Raw genomic sequence first — 18,389 nt, 5'->3', positions numbered from 1 at the left:
GACTGCGGATCCGATGGGTGCGAAGCGGGATCAGAGCCGTCGATCAGCCGAGGACCCGGTGGCACGTGGGTCTGGTCTGCGGATCGCTGCGCTGCAGCGCCACGCGTGATGCTCGCCCGGAGGCGGCTGTGCGGTCAGCCTAGGTTCAGGATGACGATCATGACAACACCGGTCGTTCCCGCTGTTGTTCCCTGACGGGGCTCACGATACCGCATGGTCCGCGGCTGACACGTGTGCGCCGTGCTGGTCGATCTCCAGCGCCAGACACTGCCAGCCGGCGGCGATGTCCGCCGCGACCAGCGCGGCGAGCTCCGCCGGCACCTGGCCGGGCACCTCGTCCGGGCCGCGGGTGGTGAGCACGAGCAGGCTCGGGCCGGCCCCCGACACCACGGCGGCGAACCCGGCGTCCCGCAGGCGGGCGAGCAGCTCCGCGCTGCCCGGCATGGCCGCGGCCCGCTGCGCCTGGTGCAGCCGCTCCTCGGTCGCCTCGAACAGCCGGCCGGGGTCGCGGGTGAGCGCGTGCACCAGCAGCGCGGCCCGGGCGGCGGTGAACGCGGCGTCGCCGTGCGGCACCTGCGCCGGGAGCAGGCCGCGGGCCACCTCGGTCGACAGCACCGCCGGGGGCACCAGCAGCACGGGTGCGACCTCCGGCGCGACGGCCAGCCGCTCGCTGACGACACCGCCGGGGCCGGTCCAGCTCAGCGTCACCCCGCCGAGCAGGCACGGCGCGACGTTGTCGGGGTGCCCCTCCAGCTCGGTGACCAGCCGCAGCACCGCGGCGTCGTCCCGCTCGACGTCCGGGCACAGCGCCCAGGCGGCCAGCACGCCGGCGACGACGGCGGCCGCCGAGGAGCCCATCCCCCGACCTTGCGGGATGCCGTTCGCGCAGGTCAGCCGCACGCCGGGGGGCTGCCAGCCGAGCTCGTCGCAGGCCGCCCGGAAGGCCCGGACCACCAGGTGCCGCTCGTCGCAGGGCAGCGTGTCCGCGCCCATGCCGGTCACCCGGACCTCGAGGCGGTCGGCGAGCTCGGCGTCGACCAGGTCGTACCGGGACAGCGCCAGCCCGCCGGAGTCGAACAGCGGCCCGAGGTTCGCGCTGGTGGCCGGGACCCGGATGCGCCAGCTCGGCGCGGTCACAGGCCGAGCTGTGCAGCGGCGGCCGCGGCGTCGACCGGGACGGTGACCGGGGCGGGCGCCCCGGAGATGGCCCAGTCGGGGTCCTTGAGGCCGTTGCCGGTGACGGTGCAGACGATCCGCTGGCCGGGGGCCAGCTCGCCGGCCTCGGCCACCTGCAGCAGCCCGGCGACCGACGCCGCGGACGCCGGCTCGACGAAGACCGCCTCGCTGCGGGCCAGCAGCCGGTAGGCGGCCAGGATCGCCCGGTCGGTGACCGCGTCGATGCGCCCGCCGGACTCGTCGCGGGCGGCCAGCGCCTTGGTCCAGGACGCCGGGTTGCCGATCCGGATCGCGGTGGCGATCGTGCTGGGGTTCTCGACCACCTTGCCGGTGACGATGGGTGCCGCGCCCGCGGCCTGGAATCCCCACATCCGGGGGGTCCGGGTGGCCGGGCCGTCGGCGGCGTACTCGCGGTAGCCCTGCCAGTAGGCGGTGATGTTGCCGGCGTTGCCGACCGGCAGGCAGTGGATGTCGGGAGCGTCGCCGAGCACGTCGACGATCTCGAAGGAGGCGGTCTTCTGCCCCTCGATGCGGTACTGGTTGACGCTGTTGACCAGGCTCACCGGGTAGTCGATCGACAGCTTGCTGGCCAGCGCGAGGCAGTCGTCGAAGTTGCCCTCGACCTGCAGCAGCTTGGCGCCGTGCACCAGCGCCTGGGCGAGCTTGCCGGTGGCGATCTTGCCCTGCGGCACGAGCACCGCGCAGACCAGCCCGGCGCGGGCGGCGTAGGCCGCGGCGCTCGCGCTGGTGTTGCCGGTCGAGGCGCAGATGACCGCCTGCGCGCCCTCCTCCACGGCCTTGGTGATCGCCATGGTCATGCCGCGGTCCTTGAACGACCCGGTCGGGTTCGCGCCCTCGACCTTCAGGTACACCTCGCACCCGGTGCGCCGGGACAGCTCGACCGCCGGCACCAGCGGGGTCGCGCCCTCCTGCAGCGTGACCACCGGGGTCGACGGGCTCACCGGCAGGCGGTGGCGGTAGGCCTCGATGAGCCCCGGCCAGTGCGGCGAGACAGCTCCGTGGAGCGTGGGGGTTCCGGTCATGACAGCCCTTCCCGGCACGGTCGTCGGGCCGGGGTCGTCAGGCGGCCCGGCGTGGCGCTGCGATCCTACGGCCGGGCCACCTCGGCCCCGGACCCGCTGGTCAGCGGGTCCGGGTCAGGCCAGCCCCTCGACCCGCAGCACGCTGGTGACGGCGCGGACGGCGGGCATCTCCCGCAGCCGCTCGACCGTGGCGGCCAGCGCGGCGTCGGGTGCCCGGTGGGTCACGATGACCAGCGTCGCCGCCTCGCCGCGGCCGTCCTGCCGCACCGTGGCGATGCTGACGCCCTGCGCGGCGAACTCCTGGGCGACGGTGGCCAGCACGCCCGGCCTGTCCGCGACGTCCAGGCTCACGTGGTACCGCGTGGGCGTCTCGGCCATCGGCCGCACCGGCCGGCCGGCGTAGACCGTGGCCCCCGGGCCGGCGACGCCGGAGACCCGGTTGCGGGCGACCGCGACGAGGTCGCCGAGCACCGCGCTCGCGGTCGGCTCGCCGCCCGCGCCCTGGCCGTAGAACATCAGCTGCCCGGCCGCGTCGGCCTCGACGAACACCGCGTTGAACGCGCCGTTCACGCCCGCCAGCGGGTGGCTGGTCGGGATCATCGCCGGGTGCACCCGGACGGCGATCGAGTCGCCGTCGCCGGCAGCCTCCCGACCCGACCCGTTCCCACCCGACGACACCCGCTCGCAGATGGCCAGCAGCTTCACCGTGCAGCCGATCTCGGCGGCGCGGGCGACGTCGGTGGCGGTGACCGCGGAGATGCCCTCGCGGTGCACGTCGGAGGCGGTGACCGGCGAGTGGAACGCCAGCGAGGCGAGGATCGCGGCCTTGGCGGCGGCGTCGAACCCGTCGACGTCGGCGGTCGGGTCGGCCTCGGCGTACCCGGCCTCGGTGGCCTCGGCCAGCGCCTCGCCGAACCCGGCGCCGGTCTCGACCATCCGCGACAGCACGTAGTTGGTCGTCCCGTTGACGATGCCGACCACCCGGCGCAGCTGGTCACCGGCCAGCGACTCGCGCAGCGGGCGCAGCAGCGGGATGGCCCCGGCGACGGCCGCCTCGTAGTAGAGGTCGACGCCGGCCTCGGCGGCCGCGGCGTGCAGCGCGACGCCGTCCTCGGCCAGCAGCGCCTTGTTCGCGCTGACCACCGACTTGCCGGCGCCCATCGCGGCCAGCAGCAGGGTGCGCGCCGGCTCGATGCCGCCGATCACCTCGACCACCAGGTCGACGTCGTCGCGGGTGACCAGCTCGTGCGCGTCGGTGGTCAGCAGCTCGGCGGGGACGCCGGGGTGCCGGTCGGGACGCCGGACGGCGACCCCGGCCACCTCGACCCGCCGGCCCACCCGGGCGGCGAGGTCGTCGGCCTGCTCGGACAGCAGCCGCAGCACGGCACTCCCGACCGTGCCGCACCCGAGCAGGGCGACCTTCAGGGCATCACTCATGAGACAGCTCCGGCAGCGTGCTCGGGCGCCGGCTGGTCGATCGCCGGGCTGGGGGCGGGGACGCCGGCGAGGACGGCGTCGAGGGCGAACACGTCGGACAGCGTCTGCCGCCGCACGATCTCGGTGGCGACGCCGTCGGCCACCGCGACCACCGGCGGCTTGAGCAGGTAGTTGTAGTTGCTGGCCATCGACCAGCAGTAGGCACCGGTCGCGGCGACCGCGAGCAGGTCGCCGGGCTGCACGTCCGAGGGCAGCCACAGGTCGCGCACCAGCACGTCGCCGCTCTCGCAGTGCTTGCCGACCACCCGGCACAGCGCCGGCGGGGCGTCGGAGGTGCGGTTGGCCAGCACGCAGGTGTAGCTGGCGTCGTAGAGGGCGGTGCGGATGTTGTCGCTCATCCCGCCGTCGACGGACACGTAGTTGCGCACCAGCGGGGCGCCCGGTGCGCCGCTGGCCCCCAGCCGGACCGGCTTGATCGTGCCGATCTCGTACAGCGTCACGGTGCCCGGGCCGGCGATGGCCCGGCCCGGCTCGACCGCCAGCCGCGGCACCGGCAGCCCCAGCTGGGCGCACTCGGCGGCGACGACGCTGCGCAGCTTGGCGGCCACGTCGGACGCGCTCACCGGGTCGTCCTCGGGCAGGTAGGCGATGCCGAAGCCACCGCCGAGGTTGAGCTCCTCGAGCACCTGGCCGGTGGCCTGGTGCACCTGGCCCATCAGCCCGACCACCCGGTGCGCGGCGGCCTCGAAGCCGGCGGTGTCGAAGATCTGCGAGCCGATGTGGCTGTGCAGGCCGGCCAGGTGCAGCGCCGGCTCCCGGATCACCCGGACGGCGGCGGTGAGCGCGTCGCCGGTGGCCAGCGAGAACCCGAACTTCTGGTCCTCGTGGGCGGTGGCGATGAACTCGTGGGTGTGCGCCTCGATGCCGACGGTCGACCGGATCAGCACCGGCACCGGGGAGCCGCCGGCGGCGACCCGGGCCTCGGCCAGCGGCACCAGCCGGTCGATCTCGTCGAAGGAGTCGAGCACCACGTGCCCGATCCCCGCGTCGACGGCGAGCTGCAGCTCGACCAGCGACTTGTTGTTGCCGTGCAGCGCGATCCGCTCCGCCGGGAAGCCGGCGGCCAGCGCGACGGCGAGCTCGTTGCCGCTGCAGGCGTCCAGGTGCAGGCCGTCGTCGGCGATCCAGCGGGCCACCTGGCCGCACAGGAACGCCTTGGACGCGTAGTGCACGTCGGCGCCGGCGAAGGCGGTGGCGAAGTCCGCGGCGCGGCCGCGGAAGTCGCCCTCGTCGAGCACGAACAGCGGGGTGCCGTGCGCGCGGGCCAGCTCGGTGACCGGCCGGCCGCCCAGGTGCAGCTCCCCACCGACGCGGGTGGCCGAGCGCGGCCACACCTGCGGGTCGAGCTGCCCGAGGTCGTCGGGGGCGGGCCCGACGGAGGGCGCGGGCGAGATGTTGCCGTGCAGCGGCCCGGCCGGGTGCGCCCTCACATCCGCTCCGGGGCGGAGACGCCGAGCACGCCCAGGCCGTTGCGCAGCACCGTCGCGGTGGCCGCGCACAGCCACAGCCGGGCGGTGGTCAGCGGCGTGGCCTCCTCGTCGCCGCGCGGCAGCACCCGGCAGGTGTCGTAGAACCGGTGGTAGGTGCCGGCCAGCTCCTCCAGGTAGCGGGCCACCCGGTGCGGCGCGCGGAGCTCGGCGGCGGCGGTGAGCACCCGCGGGAACTCCCCCAGCGCGGTGAGCAGGTCGCCCTCGCGGTCGTGCTCGAGCAGCGCGGGCTGCACGTCGGCGGCCTCGCCCAGCGCCAGGCCGAGGTCGGCGGCGCCGCGCAGCACCGAGGAGATCCGGGCGTGCGCGTACTGGACGTAGAAGACCGGGTTGTCGTTGGTCTTCCGGGTCCACAGGTCCAGGTCGATGTCGATCTGCTGGTCGACCGAGGCGCGGGCCAGCGCGTAGCGGGCGGCGTCGACCCCGATGCCCTCGACCAGGTCCTCGAGGTTCACCACGGTGCCGGCGCGCTTGCTCATCCGCACCGGCTCGCCGTCGCGCAGCAGGTTGACCAGCTGGCCGAGCAGGATCTCCAGGTTGACCTCGGGGTCGTCGCCGGAGGCCGCGACCAGCGCCTTGTACCGGCCGACGTAGCCGGAGTGGTCGGCACCCAGCATGATCACGACCTTGTCGAAGCCGCGCGCACGCTTGTCCAGGTAGTAGGCGCAGTCGGCGGCGAAGTACGTGGGCTCGCCGTCGCTCTTGACCAGCACCCGGTCCTTGTCGTCGCCGAAGGTCGTCGTCCGGAGCCAGACGGCGCCGTCGGCCTCGTAGACGTGGCCCTGCTCGCGCAGCCGGGCCACGGCCTTCTCCAGCGCGCCGCTGTCGTGCAGCGTCTTCTCCGAGAAGTACACGTCGAAGACGACGCCGAACGCCGCCAGGCTCCGCTTGATCTCGTCGAACATCAGCTCGACGCCGCGCACCCGGAAGCGCTCCTGCTCGGCGTCGGCGGGCAGCTCGAGGATGCCGGGCTCCGCGGCGACGACGGCGGCGGCGATGTCGTTGATGTAGGCCCCGGCGTACCCGTCCTCGGGCACCTCCCGGCCGTGCGCGGCCGCCTGCAGGCTGCGGGCGAACCGGTCGATCTGCGAGCCGGCGTCGTTGAAGTAGTACTCCCGGCTCACGGCGGCGCCGCTGGCCTCCAGCAGCCGGCCGAGCGCGTCGCCGACCGCCGCCCACCGGGTGCCGCCGATGTGCACCGGGCCGGTCGGGTTGGCCGAGACGAACTCGAGGTTGAGCCGCTGCCCGGCCAGCACCGTGGTGCGCCCGTACGTCTCACCCGCCGTGACGACCCGGACGGCGATCTGGCCGAGCGCGTCCTTGGCGAGCGTGACGTTGAGGAAGCCGGGGCCGGCGACGTCGACCGCCGCGATCCCCTCGTGCCCGCGCAGCTCGGCGGCCAGCAGCTCGGCGACCTCGCGCGGCGGGCGGCCGGCCGGCTTGGCCAGCCGGAGGGCCACGTTGGTGGCGTAGTCGCCGTGCTCGGGGTTCTTCGGGCGCTCGATGGTGACGTCCTCGGGGACGGCGACCGCGAGCGCACCACGCTCCACGGCCCCCGCCACGGCGGACCGGACGACGTCGCGCAGCTGCTCAGGTGTCACCTGCCGATCGTACTTTCGCCCGGCCAGCGGGTTCCCCCGGCCGCCGGGAGCGGGTGCGGCGGGCCCGCCGGCGTGGTAGCGCGACCCGCCGGGAGGGCCGTCGACCGGGCCGGCCTCCCAGGGAGGCGACCTAGACTCGCGGCCGCCAGCGCCGCGCCCGCGGCGGCAGACGAGAAGACGGCACCCGCCCCCGGCGGCGCGGTGCGGCAGCGAGGAGAGGCAGTGCCCAAGGACCCCAAGGCGTCGAACAGCCGCCCCGGCGGCGCGTCCCGCGGGGGGTCCGGCGGCCGATCCGGAGGCGCCGGCAACCGCCCGGGCAACCGCAGCGGCAGCGGCCGCACCCGCCCGCCGGTCGACGTGGTCAACCGGCAGCGCCCGTGGGGCCTGATCGCCGCGGCGATCGCGGTCGTCGTCTTCGCCGCCGGCGTGCTCACCTACGCGGTGGTGTCGGTGAACAAGGCCAACGCCGACAAGGTCAGCTCGCTCGGCGAGATCAAGGGCGTGCAGAGCTTCGACTACGCGGCCGGGCAGCAGCACGTGGCCACCCCGGTCACCTACGACCAGTCGCCGCCGGTCGGCGGCCCGCACGACCTGGAGTGGGCCGACTGCACCGGCACCGTCTACGACGTCGACATCCGGCACGAGAACGCGGTGCACTCCCTGGAGCACGGCGCGGTCTGGATCACCTACAACCCGGACACCGTGAAGAGCGGCGACGTCGACGAGCTGAAGAAGGTCGTCGACGGCAACTCCGGGCTGATGCTGTCCCCGTACGAGGGGCTGACCAGCCCGATCAGCCTGCAGTCGTGGAACCACCAGCTGTTCGTCGACAGCGCCGGCGACAAGCGGGTGCAGCAGTTCGCCGACTTCATGGCCTTCAACGACAAGGTCGAGGGGGCCTACCCCGAGGTCGGCGCCAGCTGCGAGAACCCGAACTTCGTCTCGGACCCGCTGGTGCAGGGCGACAGCAGCCGCGCCGGCTCCGGCTCGGCCGCGGTGATGACCGATGCCCCGACCACCCCGACCGGTTCCAGCGAGGCCCCTGCGACCTCGACGCCGGCCGGCACCTCGGCGCCGTGACCGCGGTGACCAGGACCGGGCCGGACCGGACCCGGGACGCCGCACCGGCGCCCCGGGGCAACCGGGCGCTGGTCGCGGTGCTGGTCGCGGTCATCGCCGTCGCGCTGGTGGCCCTGGGCGGCGGGCTCGCCGTCGCCCTGGGCATCGGCCGCACCGATCCCCCGGGCACCGGCTCGGTCGACGCCGGGTTCGCCCGGGACATGTCCACCCACCACCTGCAGGCGGTGGAGATGGCCAACCTGGCGCAGACCCGCAGCGCCGACCCGCAGGTGCAGCAGCTGGCCTTCGACATCTCCTCCACCCAGAACAACCAGGCGGGGCGGATGCGCGGCTGGCTGTCGCTGTGGGACCTCCCGCTCAAGGGCGGCGACGGCGTCATGTCCTGGATGGGCGGCGAGGGCGGCCACGGGATGCACGACATGGGCGAGATGCAGGCGGCCGAGGCCCGCGGGGCGCTGATGCCCGGCATGGCCACCGAGGACGACCTCGCCCGGCTGCGCTCGCTCACCGGGACGCCGTTCGACGTGCTGTTCCTGCAGCTGATGATCCGGCACCACCAGGGCGGCCTGGCCATGGCGCAGGACGGCGCGGCGCACGCCCAGGAGCCCGCCGTCCGGGCGCTGGCCCGGACCATCGCCGAGACGCAGACCGCCGAGGCCACCACGATGGAGCAGATGCTGCGCGCCAAGGGCGGCGCGCCGCTGCCGGCCGACGCCTGAGACCTCCCCGCCCCCCTGCCGGAGCCGGCGGGCGGGGCTGGTAGCGTTCCTTCTCGGCGCCGCGCGAGCGGGGCCGAGATGAGCCCCCGTAGCTCAGGGGATAGAGCACTGCCCTCCGGAGGCAGGGGCGCAGGTTCGAATCCTGCCGGGGGCACATCCGCGAACGGCCCTCCCGACCTGGTCGGGAGGGCCGTTCGCCGTCTCAGGCCTCGGTGACCCGCCCGCCGTCCACGACCAGCCGCCGCGTGGTGTGCACCGCCTCCAGCATCCGGCGGTCGTGGGTGACCAGCAGCAGCGTGCCCGGGTAGCCGGCCAGCGCCTGCTCGAGCTGCTCGATCGCCGGCAGGTCGAGGTGGTTGGTCGGCTCGTCGAGCACCAGCACGTTCACCCCGCGGGCCTGCAGCAGCGCCAGCGCCGCCCGGGTCCGCTCCCCCGGGGAGAGCGTCGCGGCGGGGCGCAGCACGTGGTCGGCGCGCAGCCCGAACTTCGCCAGCAGCGTGCGGACGTCGGCGTCCGGCGAGTCGGGCACCTCCCGGCCGAACGCGCGGGCCAGCGGCTCGTCGCCGAGGAACAGCCCGCGCGCCTGGTCGACCTCGCCGACCTGCACGCCCGAGCCCAGCCCGCCGCTGCCCTCGGCCAGCGGCACCCGGCCCAGCAGCGCCCCGAGCAGGGTGCTCTTGCCCGACCCGTTGGCGCCGGTGATCGCCAGCCGGTCGCCCCAGTCGACCTGCAGGTCGACCGGGCCGAGGGTGAAACCGCCCCGGCGGACGACGGCGCCGCGCAGGCTCGCCACCACGTTGCCCGCGCGCGGGGCGGCCGCGATCTCCATCCGCAGCTCCCACTCCTTGCGCGGCTCCTCCACGACCTCCAGCCGCTCGATGCGCCGCTCGGTCTGCCGGGCCTTGGCGGCCTGCTTCTCCGACGTGGCGCGCATGTGCGCGCGGATGCTCTTGTCCGGCTCCTTGCCCTGCTTGCGGACGGCGTTGCGCACGCCCTGGGTCATCCAGTTGCGCTGCATCCGGGCCCGGGCCTCGAGCCCCTCCCTGGTGTCGGCGTACTCCTCGTACTCCTCGCGGGCGTGCCGGCGGGCCACCTCCCGCTCGGTCAGGTAAGCCTCGTAGCCGCCGTCGTGCACCCGCACCAGCTGCTGGGCGAGGTCCAGCTCCACCACCCGGGTGACCGTGCGGGCGAGGAACTCGCGGTCGTGGCTGACCAGCACCACGCCGACCGCCGACCCACCCGACCGCCCTGGACCGGCGACGAAGCGCTCCAACTGCTCCAGCCCCGCGAGGTCGAGGTCGTTGGTCGGCTCGTCGAGCAGCAGGACGTCGTAGCGCGACAGCAGCAGCGACGCCAGCCCCACCCGCGCGGCCTGCCCGCCGGACAGCCCGGTCATCGCGGCGTCCAGCGCCACCCCGGGCGCCACCTCGGCGACGACCTCCTCGGCGCGCTCGGCGAGGTCGGCGCCACCGAGGGCCAGCCAGCGCTCCAGGGCGTCGGCGTAGGCGTCGTCCGCGCCGGGCTCGCCGTCGGTCAGCGCCGTCAGGGCGTCGTCCATCACCCGCGTCGCGGTGGTCACCCCGGTGCGCCGGCCGAGCGCGTCGAGCACCGTCTCCCCCGGCCGGCGGTCGGGCTCCTGCGGCAGGTAGCCGACCGTCGCGGTCGGCGGGGAGAGGGTGACCTCCCCGGACTCCGCCGGCAGCAGGCCGGCCAGGGTGCGCAGCAGGGTCGACTTTCCGGCGCCGTTGACCCCGACCAGGCCGACGACGTCGCCCGGCGCCACCACCAGGTCGAGGTCGGTGAACAGGACGCGGGCGCCGTGGCCGGCGGCCAGGCCGCGGGCGAGCAGGGTGGCGGACACGCCCCCATGGTGCCGCCCGGCGCGAGCGGGTTCCCTCAGCGGTCGGTGGGCGGGTCCGCCGGCAGGTCCTCGAGGACCTCGTCGGTCATCTCGTCGAGCAGGTCCTCGAACGACTCCACGCCCGGCGGCTCGTCCGCACCGCGCCGGCGCACCAGCCAGGGCCGCAGGTCGTCGTAGCCGCGCACCGACACCCGGCGCAGCGGGCGCACCCGGTAGGCGCGCATGCCGCGCAGCCGCCGGGCCAGCTCCTGGTCGACCAGCACCGAGGACGGGTGCGCGATCGAGGTCAGCCGGCTGGCCAGGTTGACCACCGGGGAGTAGACGTCGCCGAGCCGGGTGAGCACCGGGCCGAACGCGGCGCCCACCCGCAGCGGCGGGCGGTCCGGCGCGGACCACTCGACCGGCAGCTGCAGCCCGATCTCCACCGCGTCCACCGGCGCGGCGCAGGTGAACAGCACGCCGTCGCCGACGGTCTTCACCACCCGCCCGTGGTGGCGGGCGATGACGTCGGCGGCGGTGCTCTCGAAGTCCTCGACCATCGCGCCGAGCTCCCGGCCGCCCATGCCGCGGCTGCGCGAGGTGTAGCCCACCAGGTCGGCGAACCCGACCGCGAGCTCCCGGCGGTCGGCGGCGTCGGCGTCCAGCAGCCGGCCGGCGATGGCCGCCAGGTGCCGTCGCCACACGTACTGCTGCAGCTCCTCCACCACCGGCAGCAGCGCCTCCGCGGCCCGGACCACCTCGGCGTCCAGGTCGGCACCACCGGGCCGGCCGCGCTGCGCGCCGGCGAGGACGGCGGCGAGCATGTCGGTCTGCCAGTCGGCCAGCCGGGACAGCGCCTGCCCCATCGCGCGGGCGATCGACGCCTCGGTGTCCGGGTCGGCGAAACCGGAGTCGATGAGGGTGCGCAGCAGCGCGAGCGCGCGGACGTCGGCGTCGGTGAACACCGGGTCGTCGTCGGCGGCGTCGGCGAAGCCCAGCGCCCGCCACAGCCGCTGGGTGCGCTCGGGCGGCAGCCCGGACAGCGCGGCGACGTCCAGCCGGGTGTGCCGGCGGGGCCCGCCGAGCAGCAGCTGCTCGAGGGACGCGCGGGGGTCGGGACCGGGCAGCGGTCAGCCCCCGGCGTGCACGACGGCGGAGGCGCTCACGCGGCGGAAGCTACCCGACGCGCTCCCCCGGCCGGTGTGTGCGGGGTCACGTCCCGGCGGTGGCGGGCCGGGCGGGGTGCTGTGCTCGGGCGGGCCGGTGCGCTTGGATGGGGCGCGACGTCCGGGCTCCCGGGCGGTCCCCCGAGCAGCAGGAGGACGTGATCAGCAGCGCCAGCACGGCCGCGGCGGCCCCGGTCCGGGTCGAGGTCAGCGGCCTGACCAAGACCTTCGGCCAGGTCCGCGCCGTCGACGACCTCAGCTTCACCGTCGAGCCGGGGCAGGTCACCGGCTTCCTCGGCCCGAACGGCGCCGGCAAGACCACGACGCTGCGGATGGCCCTCGGCCTGATCACCCCCGACGCCGGGACGGCGACCTTCGACGGCGTGCCCTACGCGCAGCTGACCGAGCCGACCCGCCGGGTGGGTGCGGTGCTGGAGACGGCGTTCCACCCGGCCCGCACCGGGCGCAACCACCTGCGCGTCTACTGCCGCGCCGCCGGGCTGCCGGTCTCCCGCGCCGACGACGTGCTGGAGCAGGTCGGGCTCACCCCCGCCGCGCACCGCAAGGCCGGCGGGTACTCCCTGGGCATGCGCCAGCGGCTGGGCCTGGCCACCGCACTGCTGGGCGACCCCGCCGTCCTGGTGCTCGACGAGCCCGCCAACGGCCTGGACCCCGAGGGCATCCAGTGGCTGCGCGGCTTCCTCCGCTACCTCGCCCACGAGCAGGGCCGCACCGTGCTGGTGTCCAGCCACCTGCTCGCCGAGGTCGAGCAGACCGCCGACCGGGTGGTCATCGTCGGGGCCGGCCGGCTCGTGCGGCAGGGCTCGCTGGCCGAGCTGCGCGCCGGCGCCGACGGCAACGGCGGCGGCAGCGTGCTGGTGCGCAGCCCGCAGGCGGTCCAGCTGGCCGAGCGGCTCACCGCCGCCGGCACCCGCGTCGAGACCACCGGACCGGACGCGCTGACGGTGCACGGGCTGACCTCCGCGCAGGTGGGCTCGACGGCGTTCGCCGCCGGCGTCGAGCTGCACGAGCTGCGGTCCCGCACCAGCGGGCTCGAGGAGGTCTACTTCCAGCTGACCAGCGGCCAGGAGCAGTACGCGTCGGGCACCGCGCCCGCGTCCGACGGGAAGGGTGCCGCGTGATGGGCCGCCTCGTGCAGGCCGAGTGGACCAAGCTGCTGACCACGAAGGTGTGGATCGGCCTGCTCCTGGGGTCGTGCGTGCTGTCGGCCGGGCTCGCCGCGCTGTTCACCGGGCTGGCCGGGCAGGACGGCGGCCCGGGCCCGGTCGGCACCGCGGAGTTCGAGCAGACCGTGCTGGGGCTGGCCGGCAACGGCAGCATCCTGGCCCTGGTCCTCGGCATCATCGGGATCACCCAGGAGTACCGGCACCGCACCGCCACCCCGACGTTCCTGACCACGCCGCGGCGCGGCCGGGTGGTGTCGGCGAAGCTGCTCGCCTACCTGCTCGCCGGCATCCCGTTCGCGCTGGTCACCGTGGCGGTGACGGTGCTGGTCGTGGTGGTCTACGCCGGCGCGCGGGGCGCCGCCCCGTCGCTGGGCGGGGACAACGGCGAGGTGCTGCTGGGCGCCGGGCTCTCGATCGTGCTGTACGCCGTGATCGGCGTCGGGGTGGGCGCCCTGTTCCGCAACCAGGTCGGCGCGATCGTCGGGTCGCTGGTCTACCTGTTCATCATCGAGAACATCATCGGCGGCATCTCGGCCATCTCCGGCGTCTACAAGTGGCTGCCCGGGGGCGCGACCGCCGCGCTCACCGCGGTGACCGAGGGGCCGGCGGACCTGCTCAACCAGTGGCAGGGCGGGTTGCTGCTGCTCGCGTACGGGCTGGTGGCCGCCGTCCTGGGCACCCTGCTGGCCGTCCGCCGCGACATCGTCTGACGGCCGCCCCGTGACCGAGCCCGCCGGCCTCCGCATGACCGCACCGCGGCTCGCCGCGCTCATCGCCGCCGGCGACGGCGCGGCCGTCCGGTCGGCGGTCGACGAGGCGCCGCGGCTGCTCCGCGCTCCCGTCGAGCGGGACGGCGTCAGCGGCTGGACGCCCCTGCACCTGGCCGTCGCCGGCGGCCGGGAGGAGCTGGTGACGGCGCTGGTCGAGGCGGGCGCCGACCTCGCCGCGACCACGGAGGACGGCCGCACCCCGCTGCACGTCGCCCTCCAGCACGCCCCGGCGCTGGTCGGGGTGCTGCGCGGGCTGGGCGCGCCGGTCGACGCGGCCAGCGCGGCGTTCCTCGGCGACGTCCCGGCCCTCGCCGGGCACCTCGACGCCGGCGCCCCGCTGCGCGACCCGGCCACCGGCGTGGGGCTGCTGCGGTGGGCCGCCCACGGCGGGTCCGTGCCGGCCGCCCGGCTGCTGCTCGGCCGCGGCGCCGACGCGGACGCCGACGCCCTGCACGCGGCGGCCGGGGCCGGGGCCGCCCAGGTGGTCGGCCTGCTGCTCACCGCCGGGGCCGACGTCGCCGCCCGGGAGCCCGACACCGGGCGCACGCCGCTGCACACGGCCGTCGCCACCGCGCCCGAGGACGCAGCCGCCGAGGTCGTGCGGCGGCTGCTGGCCGCCGGGGCCGACGTCGACGCGACCACCTCCGACGGCGCCAGCGCCCTGGACATCAGCCGGGTCGCCGCCGCCCGGGACCGCGCCGCAGGCCGCCCCGCCGCGGCCCGGGACGAGGTCACCGCGCTGCTCGTCGCGGCCGGCGCCCGGCACTGAGCGACCGCCGCAGCGGACGTGACGCGCACCGCCGTCCGGACGTGAGCCGGCACACGTACGGGACGTCCTGTCGCCTCCGGCCGACCTCCTGGGCCGAGGACTAGAGTGGGCACCCGGTCCAACGACGTCCCTCGACGAAGAAGGCACTCGACCCCGTGTCAAGCGTGAGCGAATCCCAGCCGTCCGCCGCCTCGAACTCCTCTCCGGTGGCGGGTTTCGGCACCAACGAGTGGCTGGTCGAGGAGATGTACCAGCAGTACCTGGCCGATCCGAAGAGCGTCGACCAGGCGTGGCACGAGTTCTTCGCCGACTACCGCCCGGGCAGCCCGGTCTCCGACGGCCAGGACCGCACCGCGGGCGCCGCGGCCGCGCCGGCCCAGCAGCAGGCGCCCGCCGCGCAGCAGGCGGCTCCCGCCCCGCAGCAGACCCCGGCCCCGAAGCCGGCCCCGGCCCCGGCCCCCCAGCAGGCGGCGGCCCAGGCCGCCCAGTCGGCGCCCGCCGCGCAGGCGGCCGGGAAGCCCGCCGCGCAGGCCCAGCCCGCGCCCTCGCGGGCGACGTCGGTCTCCGCCCGGACCGAGGACACCGTGGTGGCCCGGCCGGCCGAGCGGGCCGCGAACGCGCAGCCGGCCGCGAAGGCCGCCCCGGCGGCGCCGCAGCCGAAGGCCGCGACCGGTGAGGGCCCGAAGCGCTCGCCGCTGCGCGGTGCCGCGGCCGCCGTGGTCAAGAACATGAACGCGTCGCTGACCGTGCCGACGGCCACCAGCGTGCGCGCGGTCCCCGCCAAGCTGCTGGCCGACAACCGGGTGGTCATCAACAACCACCTGGCCCGCGCCCGCGGGGGCAAGGTCTCCTTCACGCACCTGATCGGCTACGCGCTGGTCCGGGCGCTGGACAGCTTCCCGAACATGAACGCGGCGTTCGCCGAGGTCGACGGCAAGCCCACGCACGTGCAGCCCGAGCACGTGAACTTCGGCCTGGCCATCGACCTGCCCAAGGCCGACGGCTCGCGCTCGCTCGTCGTCGCCTCGATCAAGGGCGCCGAGCAGATGGACTTCGCCCAGTTCTGGGGCGCGTACGAGGACATCATCCGGCGGGCCCGGGCGAACAAGCTGACCATGGAGGACTTCTCCGGCACCACGGTCAGCCTGACCAACCCCGGCACCCTGGGCACCAACCACTCGGTGCCGCGGCTGACCGCCGGGCAGGGCGCCATCATCGGCGTCGGCGCGATGGAGTACCCGGCCGAGTTCCAGGGGATGAGCCCCGAGGCGCTCGCCGACATGGGCATCTCGAAGATCATCACGCTGACCTCGACCTACGACCACCGGATCATCCAGGGCGCCGAGTCCGGCGACTTCCTGCGCCGGATGCACGCCCTGCTGCTGGGCGAGGACGGCTTCTACGACGAGGTCTTCCGCTCGCTGCGGATCCCCTACGAGCCGGTCCGCTGGGTGCCGGACAAGCGGGTCACCCACGAGGGGCAGATCGACAAGAACGCCCGGGTCATCGAGGTCATCGAGGCCTACCGGCGCAACGGCCACCTGATGGCCGACACCGACCCGCTGGAGTTCAAGGTCCGCACCCACCCCGACCTGGACATCGTCCAGCACGGGCTCACCCTCTGGGACCTCGACCGCGAGTTCCCCGTCGGCGGCTTCGCCGGCGAGCGGGTGATGAAGCTGCGCGACATCCTCGGCGTGCTGCGCAACTCGTACTGCCGCACCGTCGGCGTCGAGTACATGCACATCACCGACCCGGAGGAGCGCGAGTGGCTCCAGCAGCGGGTCGAGGTCAAGCACGACCAGCCCGGCCGGGACAAGCAGAAGCGGGTCCTCGCCCGGCTCAACGCCGCCGAGGCGTTCGAGACCTTCCTGCAGACCAAGTACGTGGGCCAGAAGCGGTTCAGCCTCGAGGGCGGCGAGTCGGTCATCCCGCTGCTGGACGAGGTGCTGGTCAGCTCGACCGAGTACGGCCTGGACGAGGTCGCCATCGGCATGGCCCACCGCGGCCGGCTCAACGTGCTGGCCAACGTGCTGGGCAAGAGCTACTCGAAGATCTTCGGTGAGTTCGAGGGCAACATCGACCCGGGCACCGTCCAGGGATCCGGCGACGTGAAGTACCACCTCGGCGCCGAGGGCTCGTTCACCAACCCGGCCGACGGCCGCGAGATCGCCGTCTCCCTGGCCAGCAACCCCAGCCACCTGGAGACGGTCAACCCGGTGCTCGAGGGCATCGTGCGGGCCAAGCAGGACATGCTCGACAAGGGCCAGGGCGCCGACGGGTTCACCGTCCTGCCGGTCCTGCTGCACGGCGACGCCGCGTTCGCCGGCCAGGGCGTGGTGCAGGAGACGCTGAACCTGTCCCAGCTGCGCGGCTACCGCACCGGCGGCACCGTGCACGTGGTCATCAACAACCAGGTCGGCTTCACCACCAGCCCGGCGCAGTCGCGCTCCACGCTGTACTCGACCGACGTCGCCCGGATGATCGGCGCGCCGGTCTTCCACGTGAACGGCGACGACCCCGAGGCGTGCGTGCGGGTCGCGAAGCTGGCGGTCGACTACCGGCAGGCGTTCCGCAAGGACGTCGTCATCGACCTGGTCTGCTACCGCCGGCGCGGGCACAACGAGGGCGACGACCCCTCGATGACCCAGCCGCTGATGTACGACATCATCGACCGCAAGCGCTCGGTCCGGAAGCTGTACACCGAGGCGCTGGTCGGCCGCGGCGACATCACGCTGGCCGAGGCCGAGGAGGCGCTGAAGGACTACCGCGACCAGCTGGAGCGGGCGTTCGCCGAGACCCACGACGCGCGCGACACCTCCGCGCCCGAGCCGGTCATGGACCCGCGCTCGCCGCAGGAGGCGACCGTGCGGACGGCGATCACCCCCGAGGTGCTCAAGGCGGTCGGCGACGCGCACGTCTCCTTCCCCGAGGGCTTCACCCCGCACCCGAAGCTGCAGCGGCTGCTGGAGCGGCGCGCGGCGATGGCCAGCGAGGGCGGCATCGACTGGGCGATGGGCGAGCTGCTGGCCTTCGGCTCGCTGCTGATGGACGGCCGCACGATCCGGCTCGCCGGGCAGGACTCCCGCCGCGGCACCTTCGTGCAGCGCCACTCGGTGCTCATCGACCGGGAGAACGCCGGCGAGTACACGCCGCTGCTGAACCTCAGCCCGGACCAGGGCAAGTTCTTCGTCTACGACTCGCTGCTCAGCGAGTACGCGGCGCTGGGCTTCGAGTACGGCTACTCGGTGGCCAACCAGCAGGCGCTGGTGCTCTGGGAGGCGCAGTTCGGCGACTTCGTCGACGGCGCGCAGATGGTCATCGACGAGTTCATCAGCTCCGGTGAGGCCAAGTGGGGCCAGCGGTCGGGCGTCGTCCTGCTGCTGCCGCACGGTCTCGAGGGCCAGGGCCCCGACCACTCCAGCGGCCGCATCGAGCGGTTCCTGCAGCTGTCGGCGGAGAACAACATGACCGTCGCCAACTGCTCGACCCCGGCGAACTACTTCCACCTGCTGCGCCGCCAGGCGCTGTCGGACGTGCACCGGCCGCTGGTCGTGTTCACGCCGAAGTCGCTGCTGCGGGCCAAGGCCGCGGTCAGCGCCGTCGCCGACTTCACCGACGCCGGCTTCCAGCCGGTGCTCGGCGACCCGGGCGTCGGCGGCGAGCCGCTGGACGACGCGGCGGTGACCCGGGTGCTGCTGTGCAGCGGCAAGATCTCCTACGAGCTGCTCGCGCAGCGCGAGACGAGCGGGGCGACCGACACCGCCGTCCTGCGGGTCGAGCAGCTGTACCCGCTGCCGGCCGAGGAGGTCGCCACGGCGCTGTCCCGCTACCCGAACGCCCGCGACGTGGTGTGGGTGCAGGAGGAGCCGGCCAACATGGGCGCCCGCCAGTTCATGCTGGTCAACCTCCCCGAGCACCTGCCGGCCGGCCGCACGCTGCGCAGCATCAGCCGCAAGGCGTCGGCCAGCCCGGCCGTCGGTTCGGCCAAGGTGCACGAGGTCGAGCAGCGCGAGCTGGTCGCCCGCGCGTTCACCGGCTGACACCGGGCGGG

The 18,389-nt window shown here is 74.9% G+C and carries 13 protein-coding genes and 1 tRNA gene; 7 read left to right on the top strand and 7 right to left on the bottom strand.

Annotated elements, in window-relative coordinates:
- Positions 1-201 precede the first annotated feature (201 nt).
- From thrB to argS, 5 genes are all read right to left on the bottom strand, one after another.
- Positions 202-1,137: a homoserine kinase gene (thrB, locus tag AB0J00_RS04890; protein ID WP_357740971.1), complete on the bottom strand. Its 936-nt coding sequence runs from the start codon at positions 1,135-1,137 to the stop codon at positions 202-204.
- Positions 1,134-2,219 carry a threonine synthase gene (thrC, locus tag AB0J00_RS04885; RefSeq protein ID WP_357740968.1) on the bottom strand — a complete coding sequence of 362 codons (1,086 nt, stop codon included), beginning with the start codon at positions 2,217-2,219 and terminating at the stop codon, positions 1,134-1,136. The genes thrB and thrC overlap by 4 nt, the downstream gene beginning before the upstream one ends.
- 114 nt (positions 2,220-2,333) lie before the next feature.
- Positions 2,334-3,656 (bottom strand): homoserine dehydrogenase, encoded by a 1,323-nt coding sequence (locus AB0J00_RS04880; protein WP_357740965.1) that lies wholly within the window; start codon positions 3,654-3,656, stop codon positions 2,334-2,336.
- On the bottom strand, positions 3,653-5,146 hold the full coding sequence (gene lysA / locus AB0J00_RS04875; RefSeq protein WP_357740961.1) for a diaminopimelate decarboxylase: 1,494 nt from the start codon (positions 5,144-5,146) through the stop codon (positions 3,653-3,655). The genes AB0J00_RS04880 and lysA overlap by 4 nt, the downstream gene beginning before the upstream one ends.
- On the bottom strand, positions 5,143-6,804 hold the full coding sequence (gene argS, locus AB0J00_RS04870; protein WP_357740958.1) for an arginine--tRNA ligase: 1,662 nt from the start codon (positions 6,802-6,804) through the stop codon (positions 5,143-5,145). The genes lysA and argS overlap by 4 nt, the downstream gene beginning before the upstream one ends.
- Before the next feature lie 222 nt (positions 6,805-7,026).
- Here argS and AB0J00_RS04865 point away from each other — a divergent pair, with 222 nt between their 5' ends.
- From AB0J00_RS04865 to AB0J00_RS04855, 3 genes are all read left to right on the top strand, one after another.
- Entirely contained in the window at positions 7,027-7,884 is an 858-nt protein-coding gene (locus AB0J00_RS04865) for a DUF3105 domain-containing protein (protein ID WP_357740955.1), read from the top strand.
- A complete protein-coding gene (locus AB0J00_RS04860) occupies positions 7,881-8,603 on the top strand; it encodes a DUF305 domain-containing protein (RefSeq protein ID WP_357740952.1) in 723 nt (240 codons plus the stop codon). The genes AB0J00_RS04865 and AB0J00_RS04860 overlap by 4 nt, the downstream gene beginning before the upstream one ends.
- Positions 8,604-8,685: 82 nt before the next feature.
- A tRNA-Arg gene (locus AB0J00_RS04855) sits at positions 8,686-8,757 on the top strand.
- A 48-nt stretch (positions 8,758-8,805) separates the two neighbouring features.
- On the opposite strand, the gene AB0J00_RS04850 is transcribed toward AB0J00_RS04855, so the two are convergent.
- Entirely contained in the window at positions 8,806-10,464 is a 1,659-nt protein-coding gene (locus tag AB0J00_RS04850) for an ABC-F family ATP-binding cassette domain-containing protein (RefSeq protein WP_357740949.1), read from the bottom strand.
- A 35-nt stretch (positions 10,465-10,499) separates the two neighbouring features.
- Positions 10,500-11,531 carry an adenylate/guanylate cyclase domain-containing protein gene (locus tag AB0J00_RS04845; protein ID WP_357741363.1) on the bottom strand — a complete coding sequence of 344 codons (1,032 nt, stop codon included), beginning with the start codon at positions 11,529-11,531 and terminating at the stop codon, positions 10,500-10,502.
- Positions 11,532-11,767: 236 nt separating this feature from the next.
- On the opposite strand from AB0J00_RS04845, the gene AB0J00_RS04840 reads away from it, so the two are divergent.
- The 4 genes from AB0J00_RS04840 (at position 11,768) to AB0J00_RS04825 (ending at position 18,378) form a co-directional block, all read left to right on the top strand.
- Positions 11,768-12,751 (top strand): ABC transporter ATP-binding protein, encoded by a 984-nt coding sequence (locus AB0J00_RS04840; RefSeq protein ID WP_357740946.1) that lies wholly within the window; start codon positions 11,768-11,770, stop codon positions 12,749-12,751.
- Positions 12,751-13,506, top strand: a complete 756-nt coding sequence (locus AB0J00_RS04835; protein WP_357740943.1) for an ABC transporter permease — start codon at positions 12,751-12,753, stop codon at positions 13,504-13,506. Before AB0J00_RS04840 ends, AB0J00_RS04835 begins: the two co-directional genes overlap by 1 nt.
- A gap of 10 nt (positions 13,507-13,516) precedes the next feature.
- Positions 13,517-14,335 (top strand): ankyrin repeat domain-containing protein, encoded by an 819-nt coding sequence (locus AB0J00_RS04830; protein ID WP_357740941.1) that lies wholly within the window; start codon positions 13,517-13,519, stop codon positions 14,333-14,335.
- 164 nt (positions 14,336-14,499) lie between these two features.
- The gene (locus AB0J00_RS04825; RefSeq protein ID WP_357740939.1) at positions 14,500-18,378 is read left to right on the top strand and encodes a multifunctional oxoglutarate decarboxylase/oxoglutarate dehydrogenase thiamine pyrophosphate-binding subunit/dihydrolipoyllysine-residue succinyltransferase subunit; all 3,879 of its coding nucleotides are present in this window, start codon (positions 14,500-14,502) and stop codon (positions 18,376-18,378) included.
- The last annotated feature ends 11 nt before the right edge of the window (positions 18,379-18,389 follow it).

Origin of the sequence: Modestobacter sp. NPDC049651 (assembly GCF_040659695.1) — a bacterium.
Classification (GTDB): domain Bacteria; phylum Actinomycetota; class Actinomycetes; order Mycobacteriales; family Geodermatophilaceae; genus Modestobacter.
This window is presented reverse-complemented; position numbering and strand designations above follow the sequence as displayed.